The sequence below is a fragment of the uncultured Stenotrophomonas sp. genome (genome assembly GCF_913778665.1).
In the GTDB taxonomy this organism is placed as follows: domain Bacteria; phylum Pseudomonadota; class Gammaproteobacteria; order Xanthomonadales; family Xanthomonadaceae; genus Stenotrophomonas.
Map to the genome: position 1 here is coordinate 1 of NZ_CAJYVQ010000003.1, position 16095 is coordinate 16095.

Here is a 16095-nt window from a genome sequence, read left to right on the forward strand (position 1 = left end):
TCATCAGGATCACCATCAGCCAGCAGTTGCGGATCGTTGGATCCGACGAGAGCGTGATGACCCGGTCCAGTGGATCGTCGTAGCAGCCCTCCGGGCCGTCCTGCATGTAGCGGCAGATCAGCGCCCACGGTTCGCGGATGTCATCCTCATGTTCCCAGAAGTGGCCGATGGTGAAGGTCTGTTGTATCTGCTGATTGCGATCCAGCAGGTGGCATCGGAGGTCGAGCAGCTCAGGATTCTGCGCGCCACGGCCGATGTGGAAGAAGGCGTAGGGCGAACCCCAGGGAACGACGGTCACGCCGCCGGGACCGTTGTGCCTGAAGAAGTAGATCTTGCGCGTGATTCGGTTGAACCGGACTGGGTAATGGGTGTACTGGAAGAGGTCATGTCTCAGATAGATAAGCCACGCAGGAAGGATGATGCCAAGTGACATTACCGCCACGATGGCAAGATAACCGCCGCTGCCGATGACACCCTCTTCGGTCCCCGAAGCAGACTGTGCAAATGCAAAGAACATCCATATGCCAATAGTGCATCCAACGAGCGCAGCAATGCAGTGCGCCATACCCTTAACTTTAAAAGTTCTATCGACAAATTCGATGTACGTCGAACTGAAGCGAATCAGGCCGAAAGCGTCGTCAGGAACTGACTCTCCCAAATCATCATTCTTGAGCACAGCACGCCTCTCGACATGATCCGGCCCACGATTTTTCGGAAATTTCGCAACCCACCCAGTAAGCATCTGGTTACACCCTGATCTTTTTCAATTGATCCATCTGCTCATCCATCCCTTGGAACTCCCCAGCCGCATTCTTTCCGAAGTGAAGCGCGCGATCCATCCAGTGTTCAGTGTCGTCCGGCTTGAACCACGCGACAACCACAGTTATGGCAGCCGCGATGATCATCAGAATGATCGCCAACGGTATAGCCATGGCGAATAGGACTAGCAAGGAGGATACTACTGACAATGTACCGCTGAGACCGAGCGCAAAACCGTAGCCTTTATTGAGCTTGGAATCACGCGCCCCTTCGTAAATCGCCAGCCCACCCAGCACCATCCCAGCAATCCCACTCAACCAACGTCCTGCAGCGAAGACAACTGCCGCCCGGGTCTGAGCGCGAAATGCCCATCGCCCCATCGGCTCGGCAAGCTTCTGCGAGAACCAGGGCAACTTCGATCCGATCTCACCCAGCAGCATCGCCGAGTCGCCCACCAGTGCACCCACGCCGGCAGCAAAGTTGGCGCCCAGCAGTGAGCGTTCACGCGGCAGTGCCTTGCTGTACTGCCTGCTCAGTTCGGACAGGCTGGCGGAGGCAAATACCAGGCTGGCCGTGCCATAGGCGAAGGAGGTGTTGCCAAGCTTGGCGAAGCTGCCGCGCAGTGCGTCGTACATATCCACGGTTGTCAGCGTTCGCGCCAGTTCGGCATGTCGCGACGTTCCGGTGATCACCGCTTTCGCGTTCAGCGCCTTGAACAACCGCAACTGATCGCTGTCGACCAAGGCAACGAGTCCGATCCTGAAACGCTTCCCGTCCATATCCGCGTCGGCAGCGGCAACGGCGTGCGCGGCCACGGCGCGCGCCTGACTGGCCGCGTTCAACCCGGCACGCTCGCTGACCACCATCGCCAGGGCATTGCGGGCGCGCTTGGGCGTTGTGTGCCCGCTCAGATCCACCAGCTCGCTGCCGGGTGATGCCGCCTGTGCGAGTGCCGCCAGCATCCCCACCTGCATCCGGGTCGGCAACAGCATGGCGCCGCCCTCGAATACCCGCCACATTCCGCGGCCGATCATCTGTGTCAGGGGTGCGGAAAGCTGCTCCACCAGCTTGGCCGTACCCTGGAACATCGCGCCCAGCTTTCCGGCGGATTCTGCATCCAGCAGCGCCTTCAGCGCGTTTGACAGGCCGTTGGCTGCTGTCAGCCAGTCCCGCGTGCCCGGTGCGACACTGGCGTTCTCCATGGTGTCCTTCCATGTCTTGAGCAACGCATCCTGGTTCCACATCTGCGCTCGCAGAAGGATGGCTCCGGGGTCCTGCACGTCATCCTGCTGCAGCCGCTCGAGCAGATAGCCCATGATCAGGCCGCGCGAGCCTGAGTCGCGCAGCAGGTTGGTCACCACTTCCTGGTAGAGCAGCCCGCTGGTGCTGTCCCTGCTGTCATAGTTGCTCTGCATGTGCTGCAAGAAGGCCGGCGCCTGCCACCATGCAATGCATGCCCTGTCCAGGTCGGCCACAGTATCTTCATAGAACCGCGCCTGCGCAGGGGCGTACACCTGCTCCAGCCAGTGCGTGTGTGCATCACGCTGGCGCAGGTGGCGACTGTACCTGCGCCAGGACTTCTCGGCGTTGACCAGCACCTCCTCCTCATCCTCGACGGCAAATATGTCGTGATTCCATGCTTGCAGGGGCCTGGCCAGCTGTTCCGCGTTGGTTTTCCCGCCCAGGATGCTGACCACACCGCGACCGAACAGCGCGGCCTCTCTACGGCGGTACGCGACATCTTCGAATGCACCTTGGCGAACAGCGCCCTCGATCATCGAAATGGAGGAAGCCGACTGCAGCCTCTCCTGGCGCTCGGGCTCGGCCTCCCATTCAAGAATGCGTTCGGTGGCGAGATGGTTGAGATCGGAAATGATGCCGATCGGATCGTCCAGCGCCACCAGCGCAGGCGGCGATACCTGCGGATGACCGGCAGCGATGTTTGCCTGCGCGATCAACAGCTCGACTTGGGCAATGGAGTAGTTTGCCCATTGATCCACGCTGTACTCGAACGCATGCACGCCGGGGACCGCATTGATCGCTGGAATGCCCTGCACTCCCCTGTCATCGCGTGAGACTGTCAAGGTCGTGGATGGCTTGGCCAGGTGGAGCTCGGCCACTTGGCTCAGGGCATGCTGAAGCCCAGCCACGTGCGCTTGCGCGGAAGTACCTGTGCGCCACGCGGCAATATCGACGCACCGCATATGCTGCTGCCGATAGGCCTCATCCTTGTGCTTCTGCCACACCCTGCGCGTCCACGGTGCGCTGCTGTAGGCCAGCCACAACAGGGTTGCGTGGCCGGCGTCGGGCACGATGATGCACTTGGACAGCAACGTTTCGCCGTGCCGTGAGCACCTCGCGGGCTGCGTATCGTTCTGGGACGGCGGGGTCAGATCACGGATGTCGAACGCACTCAGGTCTCCGTATTCGTTCAACTGCCATGCTTTCCACTCGTCACGCGCCTGATGGTAGCTGTAGACATAGCCGCCCCGCAGCAGGCGAAGCGTGTAGTGCGCCGCATCCGCTGGCAGAGGCTGTGCGTTGCTGATGTCGTCGAACGGTACCTGCAGAACGGGCGCTGCTTCGCGCACCTCCTCGTCTGCCCGCGCCACCGCATAGCGCGCAAGCAGCAGCGGCAGCCCCGATGTGATGCAGTTCGGGCAATAATCGGGGTGGGTCTCGAGCCCGGTCATGCCGCCTCCGTCTGCAGACCCTGCTGTCGCTCCAGCTGGCAGGCCATGCGATAGGACATTCCCTGCTGCTGGACACGCTTGAGCCTCAGGTTCAGTGCCGCTTGCCGGGCCGCTCCCTCGCCATCGCGCAGACGCTGGCACGCGTACACCTGCAGATCGTCCAGATCCTTCAGCCCCACGCTCCTGGCTTCGCAGATCGCCTGCCGCAAGGCGGGCAGCAGCGAGCTGGCGTGGCCGGCACCCGCCTCGGCCAGGTCTCTCAGGCAGCCGTTGATGCAGGCGACCTGGGCCAGATCGTCCCATTGGTCAGGATGGATCAACGGACCGGGCGGACCCTCGGTGGCGGGACGCTGCTGGGTGCGCCATGTATTGCCCAGTGGCTCATGCCAGGTCCAGGCCGAAATCGGCCCCATCAACTGTGCCATCTGGGAAGGTTCGAGCATCCACCGGAGATGACGGAATACCCGTGCGTCGTGTACGCGGAACAGCACCCTGCCGGTACGCGGGCGCAAGGGCGCCATCCGGCTCATCAGGTGGTTTCGGACCCGTTCGGGTGCGTCGCTCGCAAGCAGGGTGCAGAACAGCGGCCGACCGCGATCGCGCAGGTGGGCATCGGCGCGCTCAAGCAGTTCAAGCCGCACTTGCCATGAAAGTGCGTGCAGTGGCACCAGAAGCGGCGGCAAGTGCAGGCACCTGCCCAGCAACGGTGGGTTCAGCGGTTCGACCGGAAGATCGGCGAACTGCGAGGCCGCGACCCACGCCTGATCGACGATGCCATGCGTCTGCGCGAGGAAGGTGCGGTGCCCCATCTCGACGGGGGCGGCGTGAGGTGAGTCCAGGTCCATTGGATCACGGTGAAGAAGTGTGATGCCACCGTACGGCCCCATGCCCACCGCATTAAGAGGCAGAAACGACAGCCTGCATCACCCCACTGCTTTTGCAATATTTCTTACTGATGCGCGGACCCGCATCGGTCGCCACAGATCCGTTGGCCACGGCTGGCGCCATGCCTGGCAACATCGTCCTGGCAACACCATGAACCGATCCGGAAACAACGAGGCCCGGAATGACCGGGCCTCGTTTCAGTTCCGCCGGGCACGGCACGGCGCTGCCATCCGCGCTCAGCCGGAAATCGCCAGGCGCTCGTTGTGGTACCGGCGTACGGCGGCAAACCACAACACGGCAGCCAGGCCCAGGCTGGCACCGAGGTAGATCGCCCATACCGAAGGGGTGATGGTCTCGTGGCGGATCACCTTCAGCAGCATCTGGTTCTGCGACAGGAACGGCACCGCGTACTGCCACGGCTGGCTCTTCACCGGGTAGGCGATCAGTGCATAGCCCGGCAGCATCGGCAGCAGCATCAGCCAGGTCATGTGGCTCTGTGCTTCCTTCATGCTCTTGGCGGCGGCGGCGAGGAAGGTCAGCAGCGAGGTGCCGATCAGCAGCATCGGCAGCATCACCAGCAGCATCTGCACCATCGCCATGATGTTCATGTTGAGCTGGCGGCCGATATTGCCCGGGGCGATCTGCGCACTCACCTTGAAGGCCAGCAGGGTCAGCAGCAGCGAGGCGAAGCCGACCATGCAGGCGGCGGCGATCTTGCCGCTGACGATCGCGCTGCGTGACCCCGGCGTGGCCAGCAGCGGCTCCAGCGATTGCCGCTCGCGCTCGCCGGCGGTGGTATCCATCACCAGATAGGCGCCGCCCAGGAACGAGGTCAGAGTCAGCAGGATCGGCAGCAACGCCGACAGCATCAGCCCGCGCTTGGCTTCGGCACTGGCCATGTCCTGGCTGGCCACGTCCAGCGGCCGTGCGACCTGGGCATCGATGCCACGCGCCATCAGGCGCAGCGCACCGACCTGGCCGTTGTAGGTGGCCAGTGCTGCCTGCAGGCGTGCACTGGGCACCTCGGCGGCACGCCGCGTGCTGTCACGGATCACCTCCACCCGTGCCGGCTTGCCATCGGCCCAGTCCTTGCCGAAATCCGGGCTGATGCGCAGTGCCACGTCGATCTCCTGCGAGCGGATGGCCTCGGCCAGGTCCTTCGGCGCCACGCTGGCATTCAGGCCCTGCGCGGCCAGGAAGCGGACCAGGTTCGGTGCGTGCTCGGCGCCGATGGTGGGAATCTGCAGCGGCTGCTCGATCTGGGTGCGAACGCGGCTTTCGGACAGCTTGCCCATGCCCAGGATCAGCAGCGGGTACAGCAACGGGCCGAACAGCAGGGTCAGCGCCAGCGTGCGGCGATCGCGCGACAGGTCACGCAGTTCCTTGCGCATCACCGTCATCAGGGTCGACATCATGCTCATGCGTGCAGGCCCTCTTCGCTGCCGATCAGTTTCACGAATGCATCTTCCAGATTGCGCTCGCCGGACTGCGCGCGCAGTTCATCGGCACTGCCGGCGGCCATCACCGTGCCCTTGGCGATGATCACGATGTGGTCACACAGCGCGCCCACCTCCTGCATGATGTGGCTGGACAGGATCACGCAGCGGCCCTCTTCGCGCAGGCCCAGCAGGAACCGGCGCAGAGCGCGGGTGGTCATCACGTCCAGGCCGTTGGTGGGTTCGTCGAGGATGACGTTGCGCGGTTCATGCACCAGCGCCCGGGCAATGGCGGTCTTGGTTCGCTGGCCCTGCGAGAAGCCATCGGTCTGGCGGTCGAGGATGTCACCCATGTCCAGTGCGTGCGACAGCACCTCGATGCGTTCGCGGATGCGCTGTGCGGACAGGCCATGCAGCTCGCCGAAGTAGGCGATGTTCTCGCGTGCGGTCAGGCGCTTGTAGACGCCACGCGCGTCGGGCAGCACGCCCAGGTGGCGGCGGACGTCCACCGGATTGCGCGCGGCATCGATGCCGTCGACGCTGATGCTGCCCTGGTCGGGCGTCATCAAGGTGTACAGCATGCGCATGGTGGTGGTCTTGCCGGCGCCGTTGGGGCCGAGCAGGCCGGTGATCTGGCCATCGGCGGCGCGGAAGCCGACGTTGGACACCGCCTGGATGCGACCGGTGCGGGTGTCGAAGGCCTTGTGCAGATTGTCAGCGACGATCATGGGGTCCATCCGTTGAACGAGGTGAACGCCGGCACGTAGCTCAGCGTATCCAGGCACTTGGCATCGAGCGCCTTGGCATCGGTGGTGTCGAGGAACTGGCCGAGCAGGCGCGGCATGCAGCCGGCGTTGAGCGTGCCGTGGCCCTGCGCGCGGGCGACCAGCGCGCGGCCGTTGGGCAGGCCCTTGAGCACCTGTTCGGCATAGCGCGGCGGGGTGACCGGGTCCAGTTCACCGGAGAGCAGCAGCACCGGCAGATCCGACTTCAACGGCGCGGTCAGCGTGGCGGCAGCCGGCTGGTGCGGCCACACCGGGCACGCCGCGAAGAAGGCGCGCGCGGCCTCGGCGCCGAACAGCGCGTCATCGCTCTCTGCCGGCGGCTGGTAGCGCGGCGCATCCTCGCTGCAGATCACCGACCACTGCATGCCGCGGTTGATCTGGAAATCCATGCTGCGGGTGGCGCCACGCACCAGCGAAGCCAGCGGCGCGTAGCGGCCCTGCGCGGCTTCATCCAGCACCAGCGGCAGCAGCGATGAATATTCGGGCACGTAGGAGAAAGCGAACGCCAGACCGACCACGCTGTCCGGCGACAGCACGTCCTGGCGCGGCGCATTGGTGCCGGGGTCGCGATAATCCACGGTGACCGGCGCACGGCGCAGGGTGTCGGCCACGCTGCGCAGCTGTTCACGGGTATCGACCGGGAAGCGCTTGCTGCAGGCGGCATCCTTGCGGCACTGCGCAGACTGCAGGGTGATGGCATTGTCGAAGGTCTTGGCGAATTCGCCGCCGACCACCAGGTCGTTGGGGACCACGCCGTCGATGACGAGGCTGCGGGTGTGCTGCGGGTAGGCGATCGCATAGCGCTGGGCCACACGCGTACCGTAGGAGCCCCCCACGAGATTCAGTTTTTCCACGCCCAGCGCCTGGCGCACGGCATCGAGGTCGGCGATGGCTTCGGCGGTGGTGTAGAAGCGCGGGTCGGCACGGCCCTGCAGCGAGGCCGCGCAACGCTGCGCAAAGTCACGCATCACCGCCTCGGTCGGGGCCGCATCCTCGTCCAGCTGCATCGCCTTGCCATCCGCGCCGAGGCAGCTGAGCGGGTTGGAGCCGCCGGTCCCGCGCTGGTCGATCAGGAACACATCACGCTGCTTGCGCACCTGGCGCAGCGCGGTATCGACGACGACCGCCACTTCGCTGGCGGCCTGGCCCGGGCCGCCGGCCAGGAAGAACACCGGGTCCGGCTGGCCACTGCCGCCGTCGCCCGACTCCAGCCAGGCGATGCGCAGGCCGATCCTGCGGCCGTCGGGGTGGGCCCGGTCCTCGGGCACCTGCAGGCTGGCGCACTGCGCTTCCACGTTGGCGCTGGCGCCGACGGTGGACAAGCTGCAGGGCTGGAAATCGATCGTGCCGAAGCGGCGGCTGGGCGCGTCGCTGGCGCTCTGGCCGGCCGCCGACGGCGGCTGGCTGCAACCGGCAAGCATCAGGCTGGCCAGCATCCCGGCCAGCACAAGGTGGTGTCTTTGCATCGTGCGTGTTTCCCCTGGAGGACGTTCCTGCCGACCACGACGGGCTGTCGCGGAAGATGTGACTCAACTTACACGGGCAGCGCGTCGGCGGCGATGGGCAGAAGCGGATTCCCGGCCGCTACGGCGCAGGCCAGCCGATCCCGGCCCTCGGCCTTGGCCCGGTACAGCGCCGCATCGGCCGCCGCCAGCAGCGTGGACAGGTCGCCTTGGCCTTCGTCCATCGCCAGGCCGATGCTGGCGGTGACCGACACCGGTCCGAGGGCCAGGCGCGCCGGGCACTGCTGCAGAGCGGCACGGATCGCTGCGGCCCCTGCCATTGCGTCGTCCTGTCCGCTGCCGGCCAGCACCAGCACGAACTCCTCGCCGCCGTAGCGGCCCAGCAGTGCCGACGATCCCTGCGCACTGCGCCGCAGCACCGAGGCGAAGTGGCGCAGCACCTGGTCACCCGCCAGGTGACCCCAGCGGTCATTGATCTGCTTGAAGTGATCGACATCCACCAGCAGCAGCGCCAACGGCCGGCCCTGCCGCCGCGCCAGCTGCAGCTGCGCCTGGCCGTCGGCCAGTACCGCGCTGCGGTTGAGCAGGCCGGTCAGGCCATCGGTGCGTGCCGCATGCCGCAGATCGACCAGCATGCGCTCGACCAGCAGCAGCACCATCGCAAAGCAGCGCGCCAGTTCCAGCATCACCCCGGCGATGTAGGTGGCGAACATCGGTGAACCGGTACGCATGATGTCTTCGCCAGCATCGGGCGCCACCGGCAGGAACAGGCGCACGGCATACAGCGCTGCCTCGGCCAGGAACACGGCGGCCGCCAGCCGGCAGCTGGTGCGCTGCTGCCGCGGTGCATGGCGAAGCAGCAGCCAGGCGATCCAACCATCGACGATCATCGCGAAGACGCTGAACACCTGCAGGCGCAGGCCCAGGTTTGGCCAGAGCACGAGAAAGGCAAAGATGCAGGCCATGAAGGCCGCCGCGATCAGCAGCGGTCGCCACAACGGCAGCGGCTGCTCCAGGTGCAGGGCCACGCCGCGCAGCATCATCAGGCCACAGCCGGCCATCGCGGCGTTGCCGGCCAGTACCGCGGGAACCAGCGGCAGGTACGGCCGCAACGCCAACAGGGTCACCCCCAGGGTCAGCAACCACAGGCTGGCGGTCCACTGTCGCAGTACCGGTTGCCCGCGCAGCACCACCAGCAGCAACGAGAACCCCACCGCGATGCCGATGCAGAGCAGGAAGCCAAGCACGGCAATGGTGGGGAAATCCAGGGACATGCGGCGTGGGTCGGCGACGGCGGCGCGCGCATCTTAGCGCTTTGCCGCGATGCCGCCGATGTCCTCGCCACGCGCTGGCGGATGCGGGGTCGGGAAACGGCGAGCATGGCAGGGCCTGCCTGCGCAGAATCGGCGAAAACTCAGGAGACGCCGATGCACGCCTGGTACCTCAGTGGCCTCGACCACCGCCCGTTCCAGCACCTGTTCGAGAGAAGCGATGCCACACTCGCCGCGTTGGGCATCCAGCGCCGCTGGGCCGGCGCGAACGGTGGCCATCCCTGCCGGATCAGCCTGAGCGATCCGGCCAGCGGCAGCGAACTGCTCCTGCTGTCCCATGTGCATCTGCCACTGCACTCGCCCTATCACGCGTCCGGCCCGATCTTCGTGCAGCGCGGCGTCAGCCGTTGCGTGCTCCCCGCCGGCAAGGTGCCGCCCTATGTGCAGCGCCGCCTGATCTCGTTGCGTGCCTACGACGCGTCGGCACTGATGCGTAGTGCGCAGGTCTGCGCCGGCCCCGAAGTCGGCGCGCAGCTGGACAGCCTTTTTGCCGATCCCGCGGTGGCTTTCGTGCAGCTGCATAACGCAGCGCATGGTTGCTTCTCGTGCCAGGCGGATCGCATCGGCATCTCCGTGACGTGATCGATTCCACGCCGATCACGTGATCGCCAGCGCATCCGTTCAGCCACGCGTGAAGCCTGCGGGAAGGGCTTCACACGCACAGTCACGGATCGGCACTTCCAGGGTTCCGCCGTCCGCATCGCGACTCGATACTCGTCGCGGTGCCGCCGAAAGTCCGCCGCGCAGCGCAGCTCCTGCGGTCACCGTTCCCTTTCGACGACCACAAGGATGCGCCATGTCATTCCGAACCACACCGTTGCTGCTGGCCACCACGTTCGCCGCCACCGGCCTGTGCCTGGCCGGCACCGCGGTCGCCCACGGCACCATGACCACCCCGGTCAGCCGCGTCTATGCCTGCTTCCAGGGCAACCCGGAGAATCCGACCAACCCGGCCTGCGCGGCCGCCAAGGCGATCGGCGGCTCGCAGGCGTTCTACGACTGGAACGGCATCAACCAGGCCAACGCCAACGGCAACCATCAGGCGGTGGTACCCGATGGCAAGCTGTGCAGCGGCAACAACCCGACCTTCCGCGGCCTGGATGTGGACCGCAGCGACTGGCAGACCACGCCGATCCAGCCCGATGCGAATGGCAGGTTCACCTTCGTGTTCAAGGCCACCGCGCCGCACGCCACGCGTGACTGGCGCTTCTTCGTCACCCGCGAGGGCTGGCAGCCAGGCAGCCCGTTGCGCTGGGCCGACCTGCAGGAGTTCTGCACGCTGGGCAACACACCGCTGTCGGCCGATGGCACCTACAAGCTTCAGTGCACGCTGCCGCAGCGCAGCGGCCAGCACGTGATCTACAACACCTGGCAGCGCTCGGATTCGACCGAGGCGTTCTATACCTGCATGGACGTGCGCTTCCAGGGTGGCGGCACCACCCCGGCACCGCGATGGCAGGATGCCGGCCCGGTCACCGCGCGTGGTGAACTGCCGATCGGTACCACACTGGCGCTGCGCGTGTTCAATGCCAACGGCAACGATGTCGAGCGCGTGGACGCCACCCTGGCCAATGGCCAGACCGGTGCCGCACAGTGGCCGCTGGTGCTCGCGCGCAAGGTCAACGGCAGCGCCCAGCACGCGCGCGTGGGCGTGCTGGACAATGGCGTGATCACGCCGACCGCATCGGCCACCGCCAACCGTGTGTACCTGAAGGACGGCAACCGCTTCCAGCTCGACACCAAGGTGCCGGACCCGGGCACGCCGTCGCCGGGCGGTGATTTCGACCATGTGTACCCGGTCGGCCTCGGCAGCTACACGCCCGGCCAGACCGTGGTGAAGGGCACCGACGGCAAGCTGTACGCCTGCCGCCCGTTCCCGGAAGGCGCCTGGTGCAACGTCAATGCAGAGGCCTACCGGCCGGGCACCGGTTCTGCCTGGCGGGATGCCTGGATCGCGTACTGACGCAGGTTCCGGGGGCGGCATGAGGCCGCCTCCGGTTCATCGGGGTGCCGGCCGGCGGCCGGCACTACCCGGATCTATTTGCTGCTGACGTACTTCTCCCGGCGGATCTGCGGGTTGCCCAGGCCGGCGGCCTTCAGCAGCTCGGCGCAGGCGTCGACCATGTCCGGATTGCCGCACAGGTAGGCGATGTCGGTGGCCGGGTCCGGGGTGAAGCCGGCCAGCGCCTGCTGCACGTAGCCGTGCTGCACGTCCGGATGCGGATCGACCGGCAGTTCGCGCGACAGGCACGGAACATAGCGGAAGTTCGGGTGCTTTTCGGCGAAGCTGTAGAAATCTTCGCTGTACAGCAGCTCATCGGGGCTGCGCGCGCCCTGCAGCAGCACGATCTGCACGCCGCGCTCGGTCATCGCCGTTTCCAGCAGCGGCAACATCGAGCGGTAGGGGGTGACGCCGGTGCCGGTGGCGATCAGCAGGTAGCGGGCGTTGTGGTCGCCGGGGTTCAGGCAGAAGCGGCCATACGGGCCGGACGCGCTGACCTGGCCGCCATGCTCCAGCGCCTCGAACAGCGCCGTGGCGGCGCCGCCGGGCACGAAGCTGACGGCGATATCCACCGCCTCGCCCGGGCCCAGCGCGTGATCATGAATGGTCGCCAGCGAGTAGCTGCGCTTGGTTTCGGTGCCGTCGGCGTAGCTGAAATGGACCTGGATGAACTGGCCCGGCTGGAAATCCAGCGGCTGTCCGTCATCACGCACGAACTGGTAGTGGCCGACGGTCGGGGCCAGCATACGGCGGCCGACCAGCTTGAGGGGGAATTGAACAGGCACGACTTTTCGGGACAGTGTGTAGCCGGGGCAAGCCCTCGGGGTCTTCTATAATAGCCCCTCCCCGCCCCCTCTCCAGCGCCAGCCCATGGGCGCGAAGGCTTCGAGCTTGGCATCCCAGAACGATATGGCGCCCGCCCTGCGCGTGCGCGACCTGCGCAAGACCTACGACAACGGCACCCAGGCCCTGAAGGGCGTTTCCCTGGAAGTGGCCCCGGGCGACTTCTTCGCCCTGCTCGGCCCCAACGGCGCCGGCAAGTCCACCCTGATCGGCATCATCAGCTCCCTGGTCAACCTCAGCGAGGGACAGGTGGAGGTGTTCGGCAGCGACCTGGTGCGCAACCGCAGCGCCACCATGCGCCTGATCGGGCTGGTGCCGCAGGAAATCAACTTCAACCTGTTCGAGAAGCCCTTCGACATCCTGGTCAACTACGCCGGTTTCTACGGCGTGCCGCGCCAGGAAGCCGAGCAGCGCGCCGAAGAGGAACTCAAGCGCGCACACCTGTGGGAAAAGGCGCAGGTGATGAGCCGCACCCTGTCCGGCGGCATGAAGCGCCGGCTGATGATCGCCCGCGCGATGATGACCCGCCCGCGCCTGCTGATCCTCGACGAGCCGACCGCCGGCGTGGACATCGAGATCCGCCGCGACATGTGGCGCGTGCTTAAGGAGATCAACGCGGCCGGCACCACCATCATCCTCACCACGCACTACCTGGAAGAGGCCGAGTACCTGTGCCGGCACCTGGCGATCATCAACCATGGCCAGATCGTCGAACAGGGGCCGATGCGCGCCCTGCTGGCCAAGCTGGACGTGGAAGGTTTCCTCATGGATATCGACGGCGACCTGCCGGCGCAGCTGCCGGTGATCGAAGGCGCAACCCTGACCGCGCCCGACGCGCACACGCTGGACATCGACATGCCGCGCGCCATGGATCTCAACCGCGTGTTCGCCACGTTGAACGAGTCCGGCATCCGCGTACGTTCGATGCGCACCAAGAGCAACCGCCTGGAGGAGCTGTTCGTGCGCCTCACCGGCAACCTGGAGACGTCCGCATGAGCACCACCGAGCTGACCGACGGCCAGCGCAACCGCATCGCCCTGATGACCATCGTGCGCCGCGAAGTGGCGCGCATCCTGCGCATCTGGGGCCAGACCCTGGTGCCGCCGGCGATCACGATGACCCTGTACTTCCTCATCTTCGGCGGGCTGATCGGCTCGCGCGTGGGTGACATGGGCGGTTACAGCTATATGCAGTTCATCGTGCCGGGCCTGGTGATGATGAGCGTGATCCAGAACAGCTACGGCAACATCAGCTCCTCGTTCTTCGGCGCCAAGTTCGGCCGCCACGTGGAAGAACTGCTGGTCAGCCCGATGCCGAACTGGGTGATCCTGTGGGGCTATGTGGCCGGTGCGGTGCTGCGCGGCCTGATGGTCGGCGTGATCGTGCTGATCATCGCGATGTTCTTCACCCCGGTGCGCATCCCGCACCCGCTGGTGACGCTGACCACGGTGATTCTGGGCGCGACGATCTTCTCGCTGGCCGGCTTCATCAACGCGGTGTACGCCAAGAAGTTCGATGACGTGGCGATCGTGCCGACCTTCATCCTGACCCCGCTGACCTACCTGGGCGGCGTGTTCTATTCGGTGAAGCTGCTGCCGGGCTGGGCCGAGGCGGCAACGCACGCCAACCCGATCTTCTACATGGTCAATGCATTCCGCTACGGCCTGCTGGGCAGCAGCGATGTGCCGGTGTGGGTGGCCTATGCGCTGATGCTCGGCTTCGTGGTGGTGCTGACCGCACTGGCACTGTGGCTGCTGCGCCGTGGCGTGGGCATGCGTAGCTGAGGGTTGCCCGCAGGGCCTGCGGCCCTGCACCCGCTGCAAGCCAGGGCAATGTCAACGTCAAACGCTGGCATTTCGTGGGATGGCGGGGCGTAAACCTGTAGAGCCGGGCAAATGCCCGGCTCTTTTTTGCCTGCGATCTCCGGCACAATCGGGGGCGAACACTCCCCCAGAAAACGGCGAACGTGCAATGCGCATCCTGATTCTCGGCGCCGGTGGTACCGGCGGTTACTTCGGCGGCCGCCTGGCGCAGGCCGGTGTGGACGTGACCTTCCTGGTCCGCCCGACCCGCGCCAGCCAGCTGGACCGCGATGGCCTGGTCATCCGCAGCCCCGTAGGTGACGCCAGCTTCCCTGTGCAGCACGTCACTGCCGACGCCCTGCCCGCGCTTGCCGCGCAGCAGCCCTTCGACCTGGTCATCCTCAGCTGCAAGGCCTATGACCTGGACAGCTCGATCGATGCGATCGCCCCAGCCGTGGGTAAGAACACCACCGTGCTGCCGATCCTCAACGGCCTGCACCACTACGCCGCGCTGGATGCACGCTTCGGCCGCGAGGCGGTGCTCGGCGGCCTGTGCTTCATCAGCGCCACCAAGGCGCCCGATGGCGCGGTGCTGCACCTGGGCAAGCCGGCAAAGCTGACCTTCGGCGAGCGCGACGGTGGTGCGATCTCCGACCGCGTGCGTGCCTTCGCCCTTGCCTGTGCGCAGGCCAAGCTGGACCACCTGGCCAGCGAGCACATCGGCCAGGAACAGTGGATCAAGTACACCTTCCTGACCGCGCTTGCAGCGGCCACCTGCCTGCTGCGCGCGGACATCGGCACCATCGTCGCCACCGATGATGGCGAGGCCATCGTGCGCGGCCTCTACGACGAGTGCCTGGCCGTGGCCGAGGCGGCCGGTGAACCGGTGCCGCAGGCTGCGCAGGACGCCGCGCGCGGCACCCTGACCCAGGCCGGCTCTGCACTGAAGGCCTCGATGCTGCGCGACCTGGAAGCCGGCCAGCAGGTGGAAGCGGCGCACATCGTCGGTGACATGCTCGTGCGCGCACGCACCGCCGGGCAGGAAGCACTGCTGCTGCAGGTCGCCTACAGCAGCCTGCAGGCCTACCAGGCGCAGCGCAGCGCGTGATGGCATCGCCCGCGCCACTGCCGTCGCCGGTGCTGATCCTCGGCATGGGCTGGAGTGGACGCGCGCTCGCCGCGCAGCTGCAGGCACGTGGCGTGCAGGTGTCGGGCACGGTACGCGATCCGTCGTCGACAGCCGACGATGGACTGCGTCGGCACCGCCTGCATGCCGATGCCACGCCGTCAGCGGAGCTGCTGGAGGCTCTCGCGCAGGCACAGGCCGTGCTGTGCAGCGTGCCGCCGGATGCGCAGGGCGATCCTGCACTACGCCAGCTGCTGCCTGCGCTGCAGGCCAGCAAAGCGCTGCGCTGGGTGGGCTATCTGTCGTCGACTTCGGTCTACGCCGATCGTGGCGGTGGCTGGGTGGACGAGAACAGCGAGGCCGATGCCAGCGAAACCGCTGGCATGCAGCGTCGCCTGGCCGAAACGCAGTGGCAGGCCTTGGCCGACGCGCGTGGCATCGCCTCGGCGGTGTTCCGTCTACCGGGACTGTATGGTCCTGGCCGCAATGCGCTGCTGCAACTGGCCGAAGGGCGCGCGCGCCATGTGCTGCGGCCCGGACTGGTGTTCAACCGGCTGCATGTGGAGGATCTGGCGGCGGTGGTCATGGCGGCGATGCAGCGGCCCGCGCGGGATGGCCTGTACCTGCCTGCCGATGACGAACCGGCGCCACCGCAGGAGGTGCTGGCCTATGCCGCGCAGCTGGGTGGATTCACGCTGCCACCGGCGATGGCCTGGGATGACCCGGCCGTGAGTCCAACGCTGCGGCGCTTCTACGCCAGCAACAAGCGCATCGACAGCCGCGGTACGCGCGAGGCGCTGGGATGGACGCCGAAGTTCATGACGTATCGGGAAGGGCTGCAGGAACTGGCCGCTTCGCTCGCCGGGCATGGCCCGGCGCTACCGCGCGACGGCTGATCCGGTAGTGCCGGCCGCTGGCCGGCAATCAACCGTGCTGCCGGCCGCTGGCCGGCAGCACGGTTGATTGCCGG

The 16095-nt window shown here is 66.4% G+C and carries 14 protein-coding genes; 6 read left to right on the plus strand and 8 right to left on the minus strand.

What is annotated here, in order from left to right; translation table 11 throughout:
• From QZ853_RS04720 to QZ853_RS04750, 7 genes are all read right to left on the minus strand, one after another.
• A partial coding sequence (locus QZ853_RS04720; RefSeq protein WP_345777881.1) for a DUF6708 domain-containing protein occupies nt 1–676 on the minus strand: 676 nt, incomplete at its 3' end.
• Between the two features lie 70 nt (nt 677–746).
• Nucleotides 747–3452, minus strand: a complete 2706-nt coding sequence (locus tag QZ853_RS04725; protein ID WP_295571142.1) for a T6SS effector BTH_I2691 family protein — start codon at nt 3450–3452, stop codon at nt 747–749.
• Complete coding sequence (locus tag QZ853_RS04730; RefSeq protein WP_295571143.1) at nt 3449–4297, minus strand: DUF4123 domain-containing protein; 849 nt, start codon at nt 4295–4297, stop codon at nt 3449–3451. Before QZ853_RS04730 ends, QZ853_RS04725 begins: the two co-directional genes overlap by 4 nt.
• A 276-nt stretch (nt 4298–4573) precedes the next feature.
• A complete protein-coding gene (locus tag QZ853_RS04735; protein ID WP_295571144.1) occupies nt 4574–5758 on the minus strand; it encodes an ABC transporter permease in 1185 nt (394 codons plus the stop codon).
• Entirely contained in the window at nt 5755–6501 is a 747-nt protein-coding gene (locus tag QZ853_RS04740; protein ID WP_295571145.1) for an ATP-binding cassette domain-containing protein, read from the minus strand. The genes QZ853_RS04735 and QZ853_RS04740 overlap by 4 nt, the downstream gene beginning before the upstream one ends.
• Nucleotides 6498–8024: an alpha/beta hydrolase gene (locus QZ853_RS04745; protein ID WP_295571146.1), complete on the minus strand. Its 1527-nt coding sequence runs from the start codon at nt 8022–8024 to the stop codon at nt 6498–6500. The genes QZ853_RS04740 and QZ853_RS04745 overlap by 4 nt, the downstream gene beginning before the upstream one ends.
• 68 nt (nt 8025–8092) lie before the next feature.
• Nucleotides 8093–9295, minus strand: coding sequence for a GGDEF domain-containing protein (locus QZ853_RS04750; protein WP_295571147.1), 1203 nt, complete (start codon nt 9293–9295; stop codon nt 8093–8095).
• Nucleotides 9296–9448: 153 nt separating this feature from the next.
• Between QZ853_RS04750 and QZ853_RS04755 the strand changes: the two genes are divergently transcribed.
• Entirely contained in the window at nt 9449–9934 is a 486-nt protein-coding gene (locus QZ853_RS04755; protein ID WP_295571148.1) for a DUF1203 domain-containing protein, read from the plus strand.
• A gap of 214 nt (nt 9935–10148) precedes the next feature.
• Nucleotides 10149–11315: a lytic polysaccharide monooxygenase gene (locus QZ853_RS04760; protein ID WP_295571149.1), complete on the plus strand. Its 1167-nt coding sequence runs from the start codon at nt 10149–10151 to the stop codon at nt 11313–11315.
• Between the two features lie 74 nt (nt 11316–11389).
• On the opposite strand, the gene QZ853_RS04765 is transcribed toward QZ853_RS04760, so the two are convergent.
• A complete protein-coding gene (locus QZ853_RS04765) occupies nt 11390–12139 on the minus strand; it encodes a ferredoxin--NADP reductase (RefSeq protein WP_295571150.1) in 750 nt (249 codons plus the stop codon).
• Between the two features lie 85 nt (nt 12140–12224).
• Here QZ853_RS04765 and QZ853_RS04770 point away from each other — a divergent pair, with 85 nt between their 5' ends.
• From QZ853_RS04770 to QZ853_RS04785, 4 genes are all read left to right on the plus strand, one after another.
• Complete coding sequence (locus tag QZ853_RS04770; protein WP_295571151.1) at nt 12225–13193, plus strand: ABC transporter ATP-binding protein; 969 nt, start codon at nt 12225–12227, stop codon at nt 13191–13193.
• The gene (locus QZ853_RS04775) at nt 13190–13981 is read left to right on the plus strand and encodes an ABC transporter permease (protein ID WP_295571152.1); all 792 of its coding nucleotides are present in this window, start codon (nt 13190–13192) and stop codon (nt 13979–13981) included. The genes QZ853_RS04770 and QZ853_RS04775 overlap by 4 nt, the downstream gene beginning before the upstream one ends.
• Before the next feature lie 187 nt (nt 13982–14168).
• The gene (panE, locus tag QZ853_RS04780; protein WP_295571153.1) at nt 14169–15107 is read left to right on the plus strand and encodes a 2-dehydropantoate 2-reductase; all 939 of its coding nucleotides are present in this window, start codon (nt 14169–14171) and stop codon (nt 15105–15107) included.
• Nucleotides 15107–16021, plus strand: a complete 915-nt coding sequence (locus tag QZ853_RS04785; RefSeq protein WP_295571154.1) for an NAD-dependent epimerase/dehydratase family protein — start codon at nt 15107–15109, stop codon at nt 16019–16021. Before panE ends, QZ853_RS04785 begins: the two co-directional genes overlap by 1 nt.
• Nucleotides 16022–16095: the final 74 nt, after the last annotated feature.